This is a genomic window from Variovorax sp. HW608, assembly GCF_900090195.1.
In the GTDB taxonomy this organism is placed as follows: Bacteria; Pseudomonadota; Gammaproteobacteria; order Burkholderiales; family Burkholderiaceae_C; genus Variovorax.
The window spans coordinates 3,458,057-3,476,277 of sequence record NZ_LT607803.1; the positions used below are offsets into that span (position 1 = coordinate 3,458,057).

The window sequence follows — 18,221 nt, forward strand, 5'->3', positions numbered from 1 at the left end:
AGAACTGACATGAGCGAAACCAACACCTTTGAAGCGCAACAGCAGGGACGCCCGACGGGTCCGCTGGTGCGCGGCTATGAAGTCATCATCGGCTTCGAGACGCACGCCCAGCTTTCCACCGCATCGAAGATCTTCAGCCGCGCCTCGACCGCCTTCGGCGCGGAGCCGAACACGCAGGCCAGCGCGGTCGATCTCGCGCTGCCCGGCACGCTGCCGGTGATGAACAAGGGCGCGGTCGAGCGCGCGATCAGGCTCGGCCTCGCGCTCGGCTCGCACATCGCGCCGCGCAGCGTGTTCGCGCGCAAGAACTACTTCTACCCCGACCTGCCGAAGGGCTACCAGATCAGCCAGTACGAGATCCCGGTCGTGCAGGGCGGCTCGGTGAGCTTCTACCTCGGCGACGAGAAGAAGACGGTGCGCCTGGTGCGCGCGCATCTCGAGGAAGACGCCGGCAAGTCGCTGCACGAGGACTTCGTCGGCCAGTCGGGCATCGACCTCAACCGCGCCGGCACGCCGCTCCTGGAAATCGTGACCGAGCCCGACATGCGTTCCACCGCCGAGGCCGTGGCCTATGCGCGCGAGCTGCACAAGATCGTGACCTGGATCGGCATCTGCGACGGCAACATGCAGGAAGGCAGCTTCCGCTGCGACGCCAACGTGTCGGTGCGCAAGCCCGGCGAGCCGCTGGGCACGCGGCGCGAGATCAAGAACCTCAACAGCTTCAAGTTCATGCAGCAGGCGATCGACTACGAGATCCGCTGGCAGATCGACGAACTGGAGGAAGGCCGCGCGATCCAGCAGGCGACGGTGCTGTTCGACCCCGACACCGGCGAGACGCGCGCCATGCGCACCAAGGAAGACGCCGCCGACTACCGCTACTTTCCCGACCCGGACCTGCCGCCGCTGGCGATCGCGACCGAGTGGATCGAGCGCGTGCGCGCCGGGATGCCCGAGCTGCCGCGCGCGATGGCCGAGCGCTACGTGCAGCAGCACGGCCTGTCGGAATACGACGCGACGCAGCTCACGCAGAGCCCCGCGCTCGCGCGCTATTTCGACGATGCGGTGAGCGAGGGCGCTTCGCCCAAGCTCGCGAGCAACTGGATCACCGGCGAGATCGCGCGCCGGCTGAACCTGCAGGACATCGGCATCGACGAAGCGCCGGTGCGTCCCGCGCAACTCGCCAAGCTCATTGCGCGCATCAGCGACGGCACCATCTCGAACAACGCCGCGCGCCAGGTGTTCGACGCGCTCTGGACCGGCGAAGGCCAGGATGTCGACCGCGTGATCGAGGCCAAGGGCCTGAAGCAGATGAGCGACACCGGTGCGCTCGAGAAGATCATCGATGGCGTCCTGGCCACCAACCAGAAGAACATCGACGAATACCGCGCCGGCAAGGACAAGGCCTTCAACGCGCTGGTCGGCCAGGTCATGAAGGCCAGCCAGGGCAAGGCCAACCCGGCGCAGGTCAATGCGCTGCTGAAGTCAAAGCTGGGCTGAACGGGGCGGCGGTCAGCGCTGCGCCTGCGAGGCCGCATTGGCGGCCCAGAGCGGCTTCAGGCGGGCCTGCTCCTCGTCGAAGCGCGCGTTGACGCGCTTCTTTTCTTCTTCCTGCTCCGCGATGAAGCGGTTCTGCACATCGACGCTGCGCGCGTTGTCGTCGGCCTTGCGACGAAGCGAACCGGGCGCCTTGGCCGGATCGCTCTTGTAGAACTCGAGCTCGTCATCGATGCGCTTGCGGTCCTCGGCCAGTTCGCCCAGGCGCTTCCTGGCGGCATTGGTCACCGCATCGATCTGCACCAGCGCCTCGGCGCGTTCGCGGTCGTGCGCGGCGGCGTTCGGGTAGCGGACCAGCAAGGCGCGTTCGCGCCGGCGCTCCTCGACCTGGCGCGCGGCCTGCAGCTGGGCCTGGCGCTCGCGCTCTTCACGCTCGGCCTGCTCGCGCGCGGTGTAGGTGGGTTCGATCTTGCGGCGCGTGGTGCCGCTGGGGCTCAGTTCGCGCTGCTCGCGGTCGATGCAATCCGCGACCGGACGATCCGCGGTGATCGTGCGACCCTTGGCGTCGACACAGCTGTAGATGCCGGGGCCGGCGCCGCCGCCGCCCGGCTGGCGAGCCGCACCGGATTGCTGCGCCTGCGCCCCACCGGCCGCAGCCAGCGCGAGCGCCATGAAAGCCAACAGTGCTTGGGTTCTCGCCAACGTCCATCCTTCAGGCAGGTCGAATCAGCGCGCGCCGTAGCGCGCCCTGTACTCCAACACTCCCTGACGGTAGGCGCCCAATTCTCCGTCGGCGCGGCCCGACAGGTACTGTAACAAGTCGTCGAGCGTCGCGATCGCCACCACCTGCAGGCCGAGCTGATTCCGTACATATTGCACGGCGCTGTGGTCCACGTCGACGCCGTTCTCGGTCGCTTTCTCCTGACGGTCCAGCGCGATCGCCACCGCGTGCGGCGTGGCGCCGGCATTGCGGATGGCGGCGATCGATTCGCGCACCGCCGTGCCGGCCGACATCACGTCGTCGACGATCAGCACCCGGCCCTTGAGCGGCGCGCCGACCAGCGTGCCGCCCTCGCCGTGGTCCTTGGCTTCCTTGCGGTTGTAGGCGAACGGCACGTTGCGTCCGCGCCGCGCGAGCTCGGCGGCCACCGTCGCGCCCAGCGGGATGCCCTTGTAGGCCGGGCCGAAGATCATGTCGAATTCGAGGCCGCTCTCGATCAGGCGGTCTGCATAGAATCCTGCGAGCCGCGCGATCTTGGCGCCATCGTCGAACAGGCCCGCATTGAAGAAATAGGGGCTCATGCGACCGGCCTTGGTCTTGAACTGGCCGAAGCGCAGCACCCCCGACTCCAGGGCGAACTGCACGAAATCCTGTGCCAGCGCGCCGCCCTCTCCGATCTCTCCAGCCATAGGGAATGTCCTCGTGTTCAAACTGACCAGCCTCAACCTCAACGGCCTCAGATCGGCTGCCACCAAGGGCGTCGCCGACTGGGTGGCCGAACTGGCGCCGGATTGTATTTGCATGCAGGAAACCCGCGTTCAGGCCAGCGACATCGAGGGCCGCTTCGAGCAGATGGCGGGCCTCAGGGGCCACTTCCACTTCGCCGAGAAGAAGGGCTATTCGGGCACCGCCGTCTACACCCGGCACGCGCCGAGCGACGTCGTGGTCGGCTGGGGCGACACCGAATTCGATGCCGAGGGCCGCTACCTCGAACTGCGCTTCGACACGCCCCGGCGCAAGCTTTCGGTGATCAGCTGCTATTTCCCGAGCGGATCGTCCGGCGAGGAGCGGCAAGAGGCGAAGTTCCGCTTTCTCAAGCGCTTCTTCCCGCACCTGGTCGCGCTCAAGAGGGAGCGCGAGTTCATCCTGTGCGGCGACATCAACATCGCGCACAAGGAGATCGACCTCAAGAACTGGCGCGGCAACCAGAAGAACAGCGGCTTCCTGCCTGAGGAGCGCGCCTGGATGACGAAGCTGCTCGACGCCGGCGCGGAAGGCGCGGGCCTCGTCGACGTCTACCGCCAGCTCAAGCCCGAGACCACCGGCGAGGCCTACACATGGTGGAGCAACCGGGGCCAGGCCTACGCGAACAACGTCGGGTGGCGTCTGGACTACCACCTCGCCACGCCGGCGATCGCGAAGCTCGCGCGCACCGAGTCGATCTTCAAGACGATCAAGTTCAGCGACCATGCGCCGATCACGGTCGACTACGAATTCAAGCTCTGAGCGCGGCGGCACCGCCGCCGGCTGAGCAACGCAGCGAGCTCAGCGCCCGGGCCGTCGCGCGCGGCCCGCATGCTGCGCCATGTGCACCTCGTGCAGCGTGATCTTGCGCACCTCGGCCTGGCTGGTCTCGATGTGCGCGCGCAGCAGCATCGCGGCCTGATCGCCGCGATTCGCACGGATCGCCTTCAGGATCTTGGCGTGCTCGTCGTAGGTCGCATCGATGCGCGGCTGCTTGGTGAAGTCGAGCCGGCGGATGATGCGGATGCGATCGGTCACGTCACGATGCACGCGCGCCATCTCGGCATTGCCGGCGGCTTCGACGAGCGCGCAGTGGAAGGCCTCGTCCCATTGCGCGACCTGCACCGTGTCGGTGCTGCGTTGCGCGGCCGGCACCAGCCAGATGCTGGCGAGGCTGTCGAGCAGGCTGCGGTCCACGCGATGGTCGCTTTCGCAGAGCCGGTGCACCGCGGTGGTCTCCAGCACCATGCGCAGGTCGTAGAGCTGCTCGAACTGGTCGAAGTCGAAAGGCAGCACCCGCCAGCCGCTGCGGAACAGCACTTCGACGAAGCCTTCCTGCTGCAGCCGGAACAGCGCCTGCCGCACCGGCGTGCGCGAGACGCCGAGCCGCTCGCTGATTTCGTTCTCGGTGAAGCGGTCGCCCGGCACGAGGCGGAACTCGGCGACGTCGCGCTTGAGTTGCGCATAGACCTGGTCGGCGCGTGTGCGAAAGGCCGCGTCCTGGGACGCGGTGGCGGCGGGGTCGGAAGGGGATCGGACGTTGGACACGAATGGAATGTTAGGGCCTGTCGAGCGCGGCGAGCAGTGTTTCGCTGCGGGCGGTCCAGCCGACGATCGCGCCCTGCGCGCGGATCATCTCGATGGCTGCCGCCTTGAAGGCGGGAAAGTAGCTTTCGGTGCAGTCTTCGAGCAGCAGGCAGTCGTAGCCGCGGTCGTTGGCCTCGCGCATGCTGGTCTGCACGCAGACCTCGGTGGTCACGCCGCCGAAAATCAGGTGCGTGATGCCGCGCCGCTTCAGCATCTCGTGCAGGCCGGTGGCGTAGAAGGCGCCCTTGCCGGGCTTGTCGACCACGATCTCGCCCGGGGCCGGCGCGAGCGCCTCGATGATCTGGTTGCCGGGCTCGCCCATCACGAGGATGCGGCCCATCGGCCCTTCGTCGCCGATGCGCAGGGTCGGATTGCCGCGGTTGCGCTTGGCCGGCGGACAGTCCGAAAGATCGGGCTGGTGCGCCTCGCGCGTGTGGACGACGAGGCCGCCGGCCTTGCGCCACGCCTGGAGCGCCCTGCGGGTCGCCGGCACGATGGCTTCGAGCAGCGACACGTCGTTGCCCAGCGTTTCGCCGAAGCCGCCGGGCTCGATGAAGTCGCGCTGCATGTCGATGAGCACGAGCGCGGTCTTCGCGAGCTCGAATTCGTAGGCGAACGGATTGGCGTCGATCTGCATGGGGATGTCCGCAAGCTTATGCGGCAGCCGCGTGCTGATGGTCCCCGCCGCCCATGTGCGCGCCGAGCACATGGCGCTCGGCGGTGGCGGCGGGCGTCTCGAAGACCACGCGGCCTTCGCTCATCACGACGATGCGGTCGGCCATTTCGAGCAGCTCGTCGAGATCCTCGCTGATGAGCAGCACCGCACCGCCGCGTGCGCGCACCTGCCTGATGCGGCCGTGGATCTCCGCGACCGCCGCGAAGTCGAGGCCGAACACCGGGTTCGCCGCGATCAGCACGTTGATGTCGCCAGCCAGCTCCCGCGCCAGCACCGCGCGCTGCACGTTGCCGCCGGACAGGCTTCGGATCGGGGCGCCTTCGCCCTGCGTCTTGACGCCGTACTCCGCGATCCACTCGCGCGCGCGGCTGCGCCAGACCGGAAAGTTCAGCACGTCCGCGCCGCTCGCCTTCCAGGCCAGCGGCGGCTGGTCGAAATCGCGCAGCGCCATGTTTTCCGACACGCTGAGATCGCCCACGCAGGCATTGCGCAGCGGCTCTTCGGGGAGGCTGCGCACCTTCAGCCGGCGGTTCTCCTCGCGCCGCGCGCCGTAGGGCTCGCCCATCACCGTGACCTGTCCGCGAAGGCGCGGGCGCTGGCCGACCAGCGCCTCGACCAGCTCGCGCTGGCCATTGCCCGACACGCCGGCCACGCCGAGGATCTCGCCGCTGCGCACCTGCAGGCTGAGGTCGTGCACCGCGAGCGTGCCGCGATCGCCTTGGGCGCTCAGCCGCTCCACTTTGAGTGCAACCGGCGCATCGGCGCGCGTGGGCGTCACCGCATGCCATGCGCGACCGGAGGCCGGCGGCGTATCGCCTTCGGGGGGCGGCCCCTCCCCCTCGCCCATCATCGCCGCCGCGAGCCGCGCGGGGTCGGTGTCCGTCACCTTGCAGTGATGCACTGCCTTGCCGCGCCGCAGCACCGTCACGCTGTCCGCATAGGCCATCACCTCGCGGAACTTGTGCGTGATGATGAGCACGGTGCACATGCCGCTCTGCGCGAACTCGCGCACATGGCCGAGCACTTCGTCGGCCTCCTGCGGTGTCAGCACCGAGGTCGGCTCGTCGAGGATCAGGAGGCGCGGCTTCAGGTAGAGCTGCTTGAGCAGCTCGAGCTTCTGCTTCTCGCCGGCCGCGAGCTCGGCCGGGCGCATGTCGAGGTCGAGGCTGAAGGGCGTGGTGGCGAGGAAGTCCTTCAGCTCGGCGCGCTTGCGCTTCCAGTCGATGAGCAGCGGTGTCTTGCCGCCGGCCAGGAGCAGGTTCTCGGCCACCGTCATGCCCGGCGCGAGCGTGAAGTGCTGGTAGACCATGCCGATGCCGAGCGCGCGGGCGACGATCGGGTTGGCGATGTCCTGCTCGCGGCCGTCGATGAGGATGCTGCCCTCCTCGGCGCGCTGGTAGCCGGCGACGCACTTGACGAGCGTGCTCTTGCCCGCGCCGTTCTCGCCGAGCAGCGCGTGCACGGTGCCGGGCTCCACGCGCATCGTCACGCGGTCCATCGCGGTGAAGCTGCCGAAGCGCTTGGTGAGCTCGTAGGTGTCCAGCGCGAGGGCGCCGGTGGCCGGCGTGATCGGATCGACGGGTGCAATCATGGTGCGGTGGCCTCTCGGAAGGTCGCCAGCGTTTCCAGCAGCGCGCCGGAGCTCGCATGCGCGCCGAACACCCCGCCCTGCATCGTGATCATCTTGAGCGCCGCGAGATGGTTGCCGTGGTCCGTCGCGGCGGTGCAGTCCGACAGCAGCAGGCACTCGAAGCCGCGGTCGTTGGCGTCGCGCATCGTGGTGTGCACGCAGACGTCGGTGGTGATGCCGGCGAGGATCAGGTTCTCGATGCCGCGCGTGTGCAGCACCAGTTCGAGATCGGTCGCGTAGAACGAGCCCTTGCCCGGCTTGTCGATCACCACTTCGCCGTCGATCGGCGCGAGCGCGGGGATGATTTCCCAGCCCGGCTCGCCGCGCACGAGGATGCGGCCGCACGGGCCCGCATCGCCGATGCCGACGCCATTCGCGCCGATCTGCCGCGAGCGCCAGCGCTTGTTCGCGGGCAGGTCGGCGAGATCCGGGCGATGGCCTTCACGCGTATGGATGATGTGAAAGCCCAGTTGCCGCATCCGCGCCAGCGTGCGGCGGATCGGCTCGATCGGCGCCTGCACCAGCGTGAGGTCGTAGCCCATCACGTCGACGTAGCCGCCCTCGCCGCAGAAGTCGGTCTGCATGTCGATGACGATCAGCGCGGTGTTGTCCGGCCGCAGCGCGCCGTTGTAGGGCCAGAGATAGGGCTCTGCCGCAACATGTGTGGTGTTCATGGCGTTCATCGTGTGGAAGACAGTTCGCCCGGACTGCCGACCGCCACCTTGCCCGGCTTGCAGGTCAGCACGAGGATCACGAGCGTGAGCACGTAGGGCACGGTGTTGAAGAGGTGATACCCCCAGCCCACCCCGATCGATTGCAGCGCCGGCCCGATCGCGCCCGCGCCGCCGAACAGCAGCGCCGCGCCGATGCAGCGCAGCGGGCTCCAGCGCGCGAAGATCACCAGCGCGACCGCGATCAGGCCTTGTCCGCTGGAGATGCCTTCGTTCCAGCTGCCGGGATAGAAGAGCGTGAGCGACGCGCCGCCGAGCCCGGCGATGAAGCCGCCCGCCGTGGTCGCCGCGATGCGCAGCCCCGAGACCGAGTAGCCGAGGGCCCGCGTCGCGTTCGCCGAATCGCCCGCCATGCGCACCAGGAGGCCGATGCGCGTGCGCGCGAAGCCCCACCACAGCAGCACCGCGAGCGCGATGCCGACCGGCACCAGCGCGTTGACCTGCAGCGCCGAGCGGATCACCGGGTTGTCGCTCCAGTTGCCCAGCGCAATGGCCGGCAGTTGCGGCGCCTGCGGCTGGATCAGCGGCTTGCCGAGATAGAACGCGAGGCCGGTGCCGAACAGCATCAGCGCGATGCCGGTCGCGACGTCGTTCACCCGATCGAGCGAACACAGGAGGCCATGCAGCAGCGCGAGCATCGCGCCGGCGACGGCGCCGATCAGCGCGCCGAGCCAGGCCGAATCGGTGAGCCAGGCGCCGCCGAACGACGCCATCGCCGACAGCACCAGCACGCCTTCGAGCCCGAGGTTGATGCGGCCCGATTTCTCGGTCAGGCATTCGCCGAGGCTCACGAAGAGAAAGGGCGCCCCGACGCGCAAGGCGCCGCCGATGATCGCCGCGAAGAGCGCGACCCACTGGTCGGCCGTCATGGCGTGACCTCCGTCGCCGCGATCGCGGCAGCGCGCGGCGCGGCCGGCGCGCGGCTCTTGACCAGCCCCTTCCAGTCGATCATGCGCAGCCCTTCGCTCGCGAGGATCAGCACGAAGGCGACGCCCTGCAGCACTAGCACCGACGCATCCGGCAGCCCGAGCCGCCGTTGCAGCAGGCTGCCGGCGGCACCGAATCCGCCGAAGAGGATCGCCACCGGAACGATCGCGACCGGGTTGTGCCGCGCAATGAAGGACACGAGGATGCCCGCATAGCCGTAGCCGGCGATCAGCGACGCATTCGCATTGGTGTGCACCGCGGCGACTTCGACCGCACCCGCCACGCCGGCGCACGCGCCGCCGAGCCCGCACGCGGCCAGGATCAAGCGGTTGGCCGGCAATCCGACCAGCTGCGCAGTGCGCGGGTTGCCACCGACCACGCGCACAGAAAAGCCCGAGGCCGTGAAGCGAAGCCACAGCCCGGAAGCGAGGCACGCCACGACGCCGATCGCGAGACCCCAGTGCACGTCCGAACCGCCGATGCCGCCGATGCCCAACCCGTCGGCGAGCGAGCGCGTGGCCGGCTTGTTGAGGCTCGCCGGATCGCGCAATGCGCCTTCGACGAAATGCTTGAAGAGGCCGATCGCGACATAGGCCAGCAGCAGGCTGCTGATGGTCTCGTTGATGCCGCGGTACTGGCGCAGCCAGCCGGCCAGGGCGATCCACGCCGCACCCGCGAGCGCGCCCGCCACGCACAGCGCGAAGGTGCCGGCGATGTTGGCCGGCAGCGGCATCACGTAAGGCAATGCCGCGCACGCCAGCCCGCCCAGCACCAGCGCGCCTTCGCCGCCGATGATCACCAGCCCCGCGCGCGCGGGAATCGCCACGCACAGCGCGGTGAGCATCAGCGGCGCCGCGCGCTGCAGGGTGTTCTGCCACGAGAACCAGTCGCCGAACGCGCCCTTGAAGAGGATGACCCAGACATCCACCGGGCTCACGCCGGCGAACCAGACGAACACGCCGAACAGCAGCAGCGCCGCCGCGATGGCGAGCACCGGCAGGGCGATCTCTTTCAATGCGCTGGGCATCGTGGGCTCGGGTGCTGACGGGGCGCAGGGCTCAGCCTACGGAGCCGACGACGCCTTCGACGAGGTAGTTCATCTTTTCCAGTTCGAGATCCGTCTGCTTGAGCGTCTTGCCGGCGGCGATCACGACACTGCCCTTGTTGTCCTTGAGCGGCCCCTGGAAGATGTCGAAGGTCCCGGCGAGCATCCTGGCCTTGATGTCGTCGGCGTTCTTCTTCGCCGCGTCGGTCACCATCGAGCCGTAGGGCGACATCTTCACGTAGCCTTCCTTGAGGCCGCCGCGCAGGAAGTTCGGGTGCGGCTTGCCGGCCTCTGCCGCTTCGATGATGGTCTTGTAGGCGGTGAGCCAGTTCCATTCGGCGCCGGTGAGGTACGCGGCGGGCGCCAGCTTGGCCTGGCTCGCGTGGTAGCCGCAGACCATCTTGCCGCGCTTGGCGGCCGTCTCGACGACCACCTTCGGGCCGTCGACGTGCATCGTGAACACGTCGCAGCCCTGGTCCGCGAGGCTGTTGGTGGCCTCGGCCTCCTTCACGGCCATCGACCAGTCGCCGGTGAAGATCACGCTGCAGGTGATGTTCGGCTTGACCGAGCGCGCGCCCATCGTGAAGGCATTGATGTTGCGCAGCACCTGCGGAATGGGCTTGGCGGCGACGAAGGCGATCTTGTTGCTCTTCGTCATGTGGCCGGCCACGACGCCGTTGAGGTACTGGCACTCGTCGATGTAGCCGAAGAAGCTGCCGACGTTCTTCGGATGCTTGCCCTCGGTCCAGAGGCCGCCGCAGTGCGAGAAGCGCACGTCGGGGTACTTGGGCGCGACCGCGAGGATGTGCGGATCGAAGTAGCCGAACGAGGTCGGGAAGAGCAGCGACGCGCCGTCCTGCGCGATCATGCCGGTCATCGTCTTCTGCACCGCCGCGGTCTCGGGCACGTTCTCTTCCTCGACCACCTTGATGCCAGGCATCTTCTTGAGCTCGGCGGCCGCTTGCGCATGCGCCTGGTTGTAGCCGTAGTCGTCGCGCGGCCCGACATAGATCACGCCGACCGTCATCGGTTTCTGCGCCCGCGCGAGCGCGCTCCAGCCACCGAGCGTCGTCGCCGACGCGAGTGCTGCAAGGGACTTGAGGGAATCTCGGCGATTGAACTGGCTCATGGTGCAGGCTCCTGGAAGTGAAGGGGTCGGAGGGCGCTGAAGGCCTAACTTGGATACAAGTTGGTATGCATAAACCGTACCAGTGGCGATGCGCCGGAATGGGGCTCGAAAGGGGCCGGAATCAGCCCAGAAGGCTCACGTGCGCGGCCACGACGCGCCAGCCTTGGGCGGTGCGGACCCATGTCTGGCTCTGGCGCCCCGTCCTTGTGCTTCCCTCGCGGCGGAATTCGATGTTGGCGGTCGCGAACTCGCGCCCATAGGTGGTGATCACGGTGCGCAGGATCTGGCGCGCCAGGCCCTGCGCCGGGCGCGCGGCGCGGAACGCCTGGATCTCCACGTAGCCGTAGAGGTTCTCGGTCGCGCCGTAGCGCAGCGTGTACGGGCTGTCCCAGAACAGCTCGTCCAGCACATCGACCTTGTTGTTCACCAGCGCGTCTTCGTAGCGATCGAAGGCGGCGCTGACTTCGGCCACGACCTCGGGGAGATTGATGGGGAGCGTCATCGTCGGGTCGGCTTTCTTCAAAGCGGTGCGACAGGCGCCTGCGCGACGCCTGCCGATTCGAGCGCCGCGGCAACGCGCAGCACCAGGTCTTCGCGCCATGGCGCGGCGATCACCTGCACGCCGATCGGCAGGCTGGGATGCGCGCCCCACACCGGCACCGCGCACACCGGCAGGCCGATGCACGAGATGGGCTGAGTCAGCACGCCCATGTTGGGCCGCACCGGCAGGCGCTGGCCATGGAGCTCGAACCATTCGGCGCCGATCGGCGTCGCGGCGCACGGCGTGGCGGGCGCAAGCAGCACATCGAAGCGTTCGAACAGGCGCGCGACCTGCTGCGCATAGAGCCGCCGCACGCGCTGCGCCCGCGCGACCCACGCGGCCGGCAGCAGCGCGCCCGCGAGAAAGCGGTCGCGCGACAGCGGCTCGAAGTCCTGCGGGCGCGCGCGCAGGTCCGGCAGATGCAGCGCTGCGCCCTCGGCGTTGGTGATGAGGAAGGCGGCTGCGCGTCCCGCCTCGACCATGGGCAGCTCCACCGTGTGGTTCGCGCCCAGGGCCTGCGCGACCGCATCCACTGCGGTGATCGCTTCGGGGAGCGCCCGTTCGCGGAACCAGCCGCCGAGCACGCCGATGCGCAGCCCGTGCAGGCCGTGCCCCAGGGCCGGCGACGCGAGCTCGATGCTCCGCTGCGCGCATCCGGGATCGCGCGGCCCCAGGGTCTCCGGGCCTTGCATCGCGTCATAGGCCGCCGCCAGATCACGCACCGAACGCGCGAACGGGCCCAGATGGTCGAGGCTCGACACGAAGGGATAGCTGCCGGTGCGCGGCAGGCGGCCGAAGGTCGGCTTGAGCCCGAACACCCCGCACAGCGATGCGGGCACGCGGATCGATCCGTTGGTGTCCGAGCCGAGCGTGATCGGCACCTGCCCTGCCGCCACCGCCGCGCCGGAGCCGCCGGACGAACCGCCCGCGATGCGCGACAGGTCATGCGGGTTGTGTGCCGCGCCGACGTGGCTGTTCTCGGTGGTGAAGCCGTAGGCGTACTCGTCCATGTTGAGCGCGCCGACCAGCACTGCGCCGGCGCTCTCCAGCCGGCGCACGAGCGCCGCATCGGCGCGCGCCGGCGTGGCCTCGCGCTCGATCTTCGAGCCCGCGAGCGTCGGCAGGCCGGCGATGTCGAAGAGGTTCTTCACCGCGAAGGGCACGCCCAGGAGCGGCAGTTCGCGCGTGCGCGCGCCCCTGTCCGACGCGAGGGACTCGTCGATCTGCGACGCGCGCCGCAACGCGCGCTCGCGGACCACGTCGGTGAATGCGTTCACGCGTACGTCGGTGGCCGCAATGCGGTCGAGGCTGGCCTGCACGAGCGCGCCGGCACTCAGCACGCCCGAGCGCACCGCCTCGGCCATCGAGGTCGCATCCTTGAGCACGATCCCGGCAGCGTTCATTGCTCTTTCTCCCTCGGCACGACCGGCGAAAACGCCACCGCAGGTTCGTGGTGCGGCGTGAGCGGCACCGCATCGACGACCGCGGCGAACTCGGCCGCGAGCGCGAAGTAGCGGAGGACACCCGCACGGTGGTCGGGCCGCAGCCGCAGGCCGAGGGCGGCGGATGTCGCGTCAACGTAGGCTTCGATCTGGGCGGGCGTCATGGCGGCTCCTTTCAGCGGCGCGATGCGATGTAGGCTCGCCATCCACCGTGGTGCGTGATGTCCTCGCCGCCCAGCACGGCCAGCGCTTCGCAAAGAAAGCCCTGCACGCTGCTGCCGTCGGCGAGCAGAACGCTGCCGATGCCAAGCGGTGCCGGGATGAGCGCGACGAAGCTGCCGTAGCGCGCAAGCGGCATCTCCCAGATCTCGACCGCGATTGCGGCGCCTTGGTCCGCAGGCACGCGCAGCAGCCCGGGCTTCGCCGGCACCGTGCCGGCCAGCGCATAGAGGCGGTACTGCGGCGCGGTGTGCGTCGCGTGCAGCAGCCGCGCACCACGTTCGATCAATTGGCCGTTGAGCGGCATCCCGGACAGGTGCGCGCCGACCACGGCGACGCGCACGGCCTCCGCCGGCGCAACGATCGGCAGCGGCTGCGGCGCGGGCATCGGCTCGCCGGTGGCGCCGAGCGTGAGGCCGGTGGCATGGTGAAAGCGCTGTCCGAGTTCGGCCAGCTGGAAGTCGCTGCCCGAGCGGCCGATGAGCGTGATGCCGAAAGGCAGGCCGTCCTCGCGGATGCTTGCGGGCACCGAGATGGCCGCGTAGTCGAGCAGGTTGACGAAGTTCGTGTACTCGCCCAGGTTGCGGTTGAGGCCGACCGGATCGGCCTGCATGGCCTCGATCGTGTAATGGGTCGGCGCGGTCGGCACCAGCAGCACGTCGATGCCGTCCCACAGCGCCGCGGCGCGCTGGGCCAGCGCCTGCAGCTTCACCCGCGCAAGGACGAAATCGGCGGCGCTGTAGTCCCGGCCCTGCGCGAGGATGCCGCGCACCGGTTCGATCACCTCGGCTTCGTGCGCATCGAAGAACTCGCGCACCGCGGCGTAGCGCTCGGCCACCAGCGCACTGTCATAGAGCAGTGCAGCGGCCTCGGCGAGCGGCGCATAGTCGATCTCCACCGGCGTGCCGCCGAGCGCGCGCATCTGCTCGATCGCCTGCGCGAAGGCCTGCTGCGCCTGCAGGTCGCCGAAGAAGCGCAGCAGCGACGGCACGCCGAAGCGGAAGTTCGCCGGCAGCGGCTCCGTCGCCAGCGCGAGGCTGCGCGAATACGGATCGCCGGCGTCGAAGCCCATCGCGGCCTGCAGCACGCGCACCGCGAGATCGACGGTGCGCGCGAAGATCGACACGCAATCCACGCTCTGCGCCGCCGGCACCACGCCGCGCGCGCTCACGAGGCCGCGCGACGGCTTGATGCCCACGATGTTGTTGAGGCCCGCCGGCACGCGCCCGGAGCCTGCCGTGTCGGTGCCGAGCGAGAAATCGACCTCGCCCGTCGCCACCGCGTAGGCCGAGCCCGAGCTGGAGCCGCCCGAGACGTAGCGCGGATCGAAGCTGTTCGGCACCGCGCCGTAGGGCGAGCGCGTGCCGTTGAGGCCGCAGGCGAACTGGTCGAGGTTGGTCTTGCCGAGCAGTTCCGCACCGGCGTCGAGCAGGCGCTGCACCACCGTTGCGTGCGCCGCCGGTGTGCGCGAGAACTCGGAGAAAGCGGGGCAGGCGGCGGTGGTCGGCACGCCGGCCACGTCGATGTTGTCCTTGGCCGCAAAGCGCAGGCCGGCCAGCGGGCCGCTCCCGGCCGTCTTCACGGGCGCGGCCAGCCGCGTGATCCACGCCGGCCCGGCTCTGTCATCCCATTGCTCGTGCACCATCTTTAAGCATCCCGTCTTGTGTACAAGATGCCTTGCAAGCGGTATGCCAACGCGCGAACGCGCATCGACCGCGAGGACGCACTACGCAAGCGGGAATAATGGGAGGCCTCAGCACAACACCCGTCCATGTCCGCACCACCGGCTGCCGAAGCCCCCCCTTCCCTGCCCTGGCGCGACGCGCTGAAGGTCTATCTCGAACCCGCCACGCTGCGCATGCTCGCGCTCGGCTTCTCGGCCGGCCTGCCGTTGCTGCTGGTGCTGGGCACGCTGAGCTTCCGGCTGCGCGAAGCGGGCATCGACCGCACCACGATCGGCTTCCTGAGCTGGGTCGGCCTCGCCTACGGCTTCAAGTGGGCGTGGGCGCCGCTGGTGGACCGCGTGCCGGTGCCGCCGTTCACCAGCCTCCTGGGCCGGCGCCGCGGCTGGCTGCTGCTCGCGCAGTTCGCGGTGATCGCGGGCCTCGTCGGCATGGCCTTCAACGATCCGCGCGAGGGCCTGCCGCCGCTGGTGTGGTGCGCGGTGCTGGTGGCTTTCGGATCGGCCACGCAGGACATCGCGCTCGACGCCTTCCGCATCGAATCCGCCGCCGCGCGCAAGCAGGCCGCGCTCGCCGCCGCCTACCAGACGGGCTATCGCCTGGCGATGATCTGGGCCGGCGCGGGCGTGCTGTGGATCGCCGCCTGGGCCGAGCTCCCTGGCCTCGCGGGCTACCAGAACGGTGCGTGGAAGTTCGCCTACCTCGTGATGGCCGGCTCGATGGCGGTGGGCGTCGTCACGGTGCTGCTGTCGCCCGAACCGGTGCGCGCCGCGCTGCCCCGGCCCCGGAGCGCGGGCGAATGGCTCGAAAGCGTGCTCGTCGAACCCTTTGCGGATTTCATCCGCCGCTACAAGTGGCAGGCGGTGCTGATCCTCTCCCTGATCGCGATCTACCGCATCAGCGACGTGGTGATGGGCATCATGGCCAACCCGTTCTACGTCGACATGGGCTTCACCAAGGACGAGGTCGCCACCGTCAGCAAGATCTACGGCGTGGTGATGACGCTGCTCGGCGCCTTCGTCGGAGGCGTGCTGTCGATGCGGCTCGGCGTGATGCGCGTGCTGATGCTCGGCGCGGTGCTGAGCGCGGCGAGCAACCTGCTGTTTGCCGGGCTCGCCACGCGCGGCCACGACCTCACGGCGCTGGTGCTGGTGGTGTCGGCCGACAACCTCGCGGGCGGCATCGCTTCGGCGGCCTTCATCGCCTACCTGTCGAGCCTGACGAACGTGAGCTACTCGGCCACGCAGTACGCGCTGTTCAGTTCGCTCATGCTGCTGCTGCCCAAGTTCATCGCCGGGTATTCGGGCGCGTTCGTGGATGCCTACGGCTACCAGGCCTTCTTCGTCGGCACCGCGGCGCTGGGGGTGCCGGTGCTGTTCCTGGTGGCGCTGGCGTCGCGCTCGTACACCAACGGCACGGCGAAGGACAAGGAAAAGGACGAGGATGAGGCGCCCGACCCTGCCGCCACCACCTGATCCATGGGCCCCCCGCACCGGATCGGACGGTTGCATGCGAATCGCCCGTAGCTGCCGGTAGCTGTTAGGCTTAAAGTTTTCGCGCCGAAGCGCATTTGCACACCTCTTTCATCGTGTCACCTTCACGCATCCCTCCCCTGCGAGTCAGCGCCTTCACCGCCACGTCGTCGGTCGGCGTGGGCAAGGGCCCGCTTCTCGCGGCGCTCGAACAATCGAAGAGCGGCCTTCGCGCCAATGATTTCGGCCCCACGCCGCTTGCGACCTGGATCGGGCGCGTCGAGGGCCTCGAAGAACTCCGGCTGCCCGACGAGCTCGCAAGCTGGGATTGCCGCAACAACCGGCTCGCCTGGCTCGGGCTGCAGGCCGATGGTTTCATCGAGGCGGTCGCCGCGGCGCGCCAACGCTACGGCGCGGAGCGCATCGCGCTGATCCTCGGCACCTCGACCTCGAGCATCGGCGAGACCGAAGCCGCCTACACCGAACTCGACGACGGCGCCTTCCCGGCCCACCAGCGCCGGCCCAAGGTGCACACGCCGCATTCGCTGACCCTGTTCGTGCAGGAAGCGCTCGGCCTCGAAGGACCGGCCGAGACGATCTCCACCGCCTGCTCGTCGAGCGGCAAGGTGTTCGCGTCGGCCGAGCGGCTGATCCGCCTCGGGCTGGTCGACGCGGCCGTGGTCGGCGGTGTCGACACGCTGTGCGGCAGCGTGCTCTTCGGCTTCAACTCGCTCGAACTGGTGTCGCCCGAACCGTGCCGGCCGTTCGACGCGGCCCGCAACGGCATCAGCCTCGGCGAAGCCGCGGGCTTCGCGCTGCTGGAGCGCGGCGCGGGCCCGCTCGAACTGCTGGGCTACGGCGAGGCCAGCGACGCCCACCACATGTCCACCCCGCATCCCGAAGGGCTGGGCGCCGAACGGGCGCTCGACGACGCGCTCGCGCGCGCCGGCCTCGAGCCCGGGGACATCGACTACATCAACATGCACGGCACCGCGAGCACCAAGAACGACGAAGTGGAAGGCGCGCTGGTCGCGCGGCGCTTCCCGCCGACCACGCACGCCAGCTCGACCAAGGGCTTCACCGGCCACACGCTGGGCGCGGCGGGCATCGTCGAGGCGGTGATCAGCCTGCTCGCGATCGAGACCGGCCTCAAGCCCGGCACCGTCAATACCACCGCGCTCGACGCCGAATGCGGCCCGCAGATCAAGCTGCAGCCGGCGCGCGGCGAGGTGCGCTATGCCCTGAGCAACTCCTTCGGCTTCGGCGGCAACAACTGCTCGCTGGTCTTCGGCAAGGGAGCCTCGGCATGAGCGCCCGCCCGGCCGTTCCGAAGGGGGCTCGCACCGCAGTGCGAAGCACGGAGGTATCCCAATGAGCGCAAAGACTCCTACCGTCTACATCGAAGGACCGGCGTTCTGGGCGCCCACGCTACCCGGCTGGGAGGTCGCGCGCGCGGTCTTCCGCGGCGAGGCGCAGCCCGTCGATCCGCCGGCCAAGCGGCCCTCGCCGCAGCTGCTGGCCCCCGCCGAGCGCCGCCGCGCGCCCGACACCGTCGCGCTGTCGCTCGAAGTCGCGGCGGCCGCGGTCGCCGGCTCGGGCCGCAATGCGGCCGACCTGCCGTGCGTGTTCGCATCGGCGCACGGCGACCTCGGCATCAACGACTACATGTGCAGCACGCTCGCGGCCAACCCGAAGCTGCTGTCGCCGATCAAGTTCCACAACTCGGTGCACAACGCGGCCGTCGGCTACTGGACCATCGGCACCGGCTGCATGGCCGCGAGCAATTCGCTCTCGGCCTACGAAAGCACCTTCGCATCCGCCCTGCTCGAAGCGGCGGCGCAGTGCGCGGCCGACGAGCGCCCGGTGCTGCTCGTGGGCTACGACATGCCGGCCGTGGGTGCGCTCGCCTCGGTGACGAGGAGCCGTGGCCTGCTGGCGGTCGCGCTGGTCGTCGCCCCGGAGCGCAGCGAGCGCGCCGTGGCCTCGATCGACTGGTCGCTGGCGCGCGGATCCGCGGCCGCGACGCCGCTGCGCACCGATGCCGCACGCGCCCTGGGCGACAACGCGATGGCCGATGCGCTGCCCGTGTTCGAAGCGCTGGCGCGCGGCGATGCCGAATCGCTGCGCCTGCCGCTGTCCGACAAGCTCTCGCTGCAACTCGCACTGCAAGCTTGCTGAGGT

At 69.3% G+C, this 18,221-nt stretch carries 18 protein-coding genes; 5 read left to right on the plus strand and 13 right to left on the minus strand.

Annotated elements, in window-relative coordinates:
- Positions 1–9: 9 nt before the first annotated feature.
- Complete coding sequence (gene gatB / locus VAR608DRAFT_RS16260; RefSeq protein ID WP_088954994.1) at positions 10–1,497, plus strand: Asp-tRNA(Asn)/Glu-tRNA(Gln) amidotransferase subunit GatB; 1,488 nt, start codon at positions 10–12, stop codon at positions 1,495–1,497.
- Positions 1,498–1,509: 12 nt separating this feature from the next.
- Here the strand turns inward: gatB and VAR608DRAFT_RS16265 are convergent, their stop codons facing one another.
- Positions 1,510–2,196: a DUF4124 domain-containing protein gene (locus VAR608DRAFT_RS16265; RefSeq protein ID WP_443082938.1), complete on the minus strand. Its 687-nt coding sequence runs from the start codon at positions 2,194–2,196 to the stop codon at positions 1,510–1,512.
- Positions 2,197–2,220: 24 nt separating this feature from the next.
- Positions 2,221–2,904, minus strand: coding sequence for an orotate phosphoribosyltransferase (gene pyrE, locus VAR608DRAFT_RS16270; RefSeq protein ID WP_088954996.1), 684 nt, complete (start codon positions 2,902–2,904; stop codon positions 2,221–2,223).
- A gap of 13 nt (positions 2,905–2,917) precedes the next feature.
- Between pyrE and VAR608DRAFT_RS16275 the strand changes: the two genes are divergently transcribed.
- A complete protein-coding gene (locus VAR608DRAFT_RS16275; RefSeq protein ID WP_088954997.1) occupies positions 2,918–3,721 on the plus strand; it encodes an exodeoxyribonuclease III in 804 nt (267 codons plus the stop codon).
- 39 nt (positions 3,722–3,760) lie between these two features.
- On the opposite strand, the gene VAR608DRAFT_RS16280 is transcribed toward VAR608DRAFT_RS16275, so the two are convergent.
- From VAR608DRAFT_RS16280 to atzF, 11 genes are all read right to left on the minus strand, one after another.
- Complete coding sequence (locus VAR608DRAFT_RS16280) at positions 3,761–4,507, minus strand: GntR family transcriptional regulator (RefSeq protein WP_088954998.1); 747 nt, start codon at positions 4,505–4,507, stop codon at positions 3,761–3,763.
- 10 nt (positions 4,508–4,517) lie between these two features.
- Positions 4,518–5,183, minus strand: a complete 666-nt coding sequence (locus VAR608DRAFT_RS16285) for a cysteine hydrolase family protein (protein WP_088958819.1) — start codon at positions 5,181–5,183, stop codon at positions 4,518–4,520.
- A gap of 16 nt (positions 5,184–5,199) precedes the next feature.
- Positions 5,200–6,813: an ABC transporter ATP-binding protein gene (locus VAR608DRAFT_RS16290; RefSeq protein ID WP_088954999.1), complete on the minus strand. Its 1,614-nt coding sequence runs from the start codon at positions 6,811–6,813 to the stop codon at positions 5,200–5,202.
- Entirely contained in the window at positions 6,810–7,526 is a 717-nt protein-coding gene (gene biuH, locus VAR608DRAFT_RS16295) for a biuret amidohydrolase (RefSeq protein WP_088955000.1), read from the minus strand. The genes VAR608DRAFT_RS16290 and biuH overlap by 4 nt, the downstream gene beginning before the upstream one ends.
- Before the next feature lie 5 nt (positions 7,527–7,531).
- The gene (locus VAR608DRAFT_RS16300) at positions 7,532–8,452 is read right to left on the minus strand and encodes an ABC transporter permease (protein WP_088955001.1); all 921 of its coding nucleotides are present in this window, start codon (positions 8,450–8,452) and stop codon (positions 7,532–7,534) included.
- Entirely contained in the window at positions 8,449–9,537 is a 1,089-nt protein-coding gene (locus tag VAR608DRAFT_RS16305; RefSeq protein WP_088955002.1) for an ABC transporter permease, read from the minus strand. The genes VAR608DRAFT_RS16300 and VAR608DRAFT_RS16305 overlap by 4 nt, the downstream gene beginning before the upstream one ends.
- A 31-nt stretch (positions 9,538–9,568) precedes the next feature.
- A complete protein-coding gene (locus VAR608DRAFT_RS16310) occupies positions 9,569–10,684 on the minus strand; it encodes a BMP family ABC transporter substrate-binding protein (RefSeq protein WP_088955003.1) in 1,116 nt (371 codons plus the stop codon).
- Between the two features lie 121 nt (positions 10,685–10,805).
- The gene (gene hpxZ, locus VAR608DRAFT_RS16315) at positions 10,806–11,186 is read right to left on the minus strand and encodes an oxalurate catabolism protein HpxZ (RefSeq protein WP_088958820.1); all 381 of its coding nucleotides are present in this window, start codon (positions 11,184–11,186) and stop codon (positions 10,806–10,808) included.
- Positions 11,187–11,203: 17 nt separating this feature from the next.
- Positions 11,204–12,628: an AtzE family amidohydrolase gene (locus tag VAR608DRAFT_RS16320; protein ID WP_088955004.1), complete on the minus strand. Its 1,425-nt coding sequence runs from the start codon at positions 12,626–12,628 to the stop codon at positions 11,204–11,206.
- On the minus strand, positions 12,625–12,831 hold the full coding sequence (locus VAR608DRAFT_RS16325) for a DUF4089 domain-containing protein (RefSeq protein ID WP_157731005.1): 207 nt from the start codon (positions 12,829–12,831) through the stop codon (positions 12,625–12,627). Before VAR608DRAFT_RS16325 ends, VAR608DRAFT_RS16320 begins: the two co-directional genes overlap by 4 nt.
- 11 nt (positions 12,832–12,842) lie before the next feature.
- Positions 12,843–14,531: an allophanate hydrolase gene (atzF, locus tag VAR608DRAFT_RS16330; protein WP_088955006.1), complete on the minus strand. Its 1,689-nt coding sequence runs from the start codon at positions 14,529–14,531 to the stop codon at positions 12,843–12,845.
- A gap of 126 nt (positions 14,532–14,657) precedes the next feature.
- Here atzF and VAR608DRAFT_RS16335 point away from each other — a divergent pair, with 126 nt between their 5' ends.
- From VAR608DRAFT_RS16335 to VAR608DRAFT_RS16345, 3 genes are all read left to right on the plus strand, one after another.
- Positions 14,658–16,043, plus strand: a complete 1,386-nt coding sequence (locus tag VAR608DRAFT_RS16335; protein ID WP_088955007.1) for an AmpG family muropeptide MFS transporter — start codon at positions 14,658–14,660, stop codon at positions 16,041–16,043.
- Positions 16,044–16,138: 95 nt separating this feature from the next.
- Entirely contained in the window at positions 16,139–17,350 is a 1,212-nt protein-coding gene (locus VAR608DRAFT_RS16340; RefSeq protein WP_231973534.1) for a beta-ketoacyl-[acyl-carrier-protein] synthase family protein, read from the plus strand.
- Between the two features lie 61 nt (positions 17,351–17,411).
- Positions 17,412–18,218 (plus strand): beta-ketoacyl synthase chain length factor, encoded by an 807-nt coding sequence (locus tag VAR608DRAFT_RS16345; RefSeq protein WP_088955008.1) that lies wholly within the window; start codon positions 17,412–17,414, stop codon positions 18,216–18,218.
- Positions 18,219–18,221 lie beyond the last annotated feature (3 nt).

Coding starts and splice junctions, on each gene's coding strand:
- gatB (WP_088954994.1), top strand. CDS start 10: ATGAGCGAAACCAACACCTTTGAAGCGCAACAGCAGGGACGCCCGACG.
- pyrE (WP_088954996.1), bottom strand. CDS start 2,904: ATGGCTGGAGAGATCGGAGAGGGCGGCGCGCTGGCACAGGATTTCGTG.
- VAR608DRAFT_RS16285 (WP_088958819.1), bottom strand. CDS start 5,183: ATGCAGATCGACGCCAATCCGTTCGCCTACGAATTCGAGCTCGCGAAG.
- VAR608DRAFT_RS16290 (WP_088954999.1), bottom strand. CDS start 6,813: ATGATTGCACCCGTCGATCCGATCACGCCGGCCACCGGCGCCCTCGCG.
- biuH (WP_088955000.1), bottom strand. CDS start 7,526: ATGAACACCACACATGTTGCGGCAGAGCCCTATCTCTGGCCCTACAAC.
- VAR608DRAFT_RS16300 (WP_088955001.1), bottom strand. CDS start 8,452: ATGACGGCCGACCAGTGGGTCGCGCTCTTCGCGGCGATCATCGGCGGC.
- VAR608DRAFT_RS16305 (WP_088955002.1), bottom strand. CDS start 9,537: ATGCCCAGCGCATTGAAAGAGATCGCCCTGCCGGTGCTCGCCATCGCG.
- VAR608DRAFT_RS16310 (WP_088955003.1), bottom strand. CDS start 10,684: ATGAGCCAGTTCAATCGCCGAGATTCCCTCAAGTCCCTTGCAGCACTC.
- hpxZ (WP_088958820.1), bottom strand. CDS start 11,186: ATGACGCTCCCCATCAATCTCCCCGAGGTCGTGGCCGAAGTCAGCGCC.
- VAR608DRAFT_RS16320 (WP_088955004.1), bottom strand. CDS start 12,628: ATGAACGCTGCCGGGATCGTGCTCAAGGATGCGACCTCGATGGCCGAG.
- VAR608DRAFT_RS16325 (WP_157731005.1), bottom strand. CDS start 12,831: ATGACGCCCGCCCAGATCGAAGCCTACGTTGACGCGACATCCGCCGCC.
- atzF (WP_088955006.1), bottom strand. CDS start 14,531: ATGGTGCACGAGCAATGGGATGACAGAGCCGGGCCGGCGTGGATCACG.
- VAR608DRAFT_RS16335 (WP_088955007.1), top strand. CDS start 14,658: ATGTCCGCACCACCGGCTGCCGAAGCCCCCCCTTCCCTGCCCTGGCGC.
- VAR608DRAFT_RS16345 (WP_088955008.1), top strand. CDS start 17,412: ATGAGCGCAAAGACTCCTACCGTCTACATCGAAGGACCGGCGTTCTGG.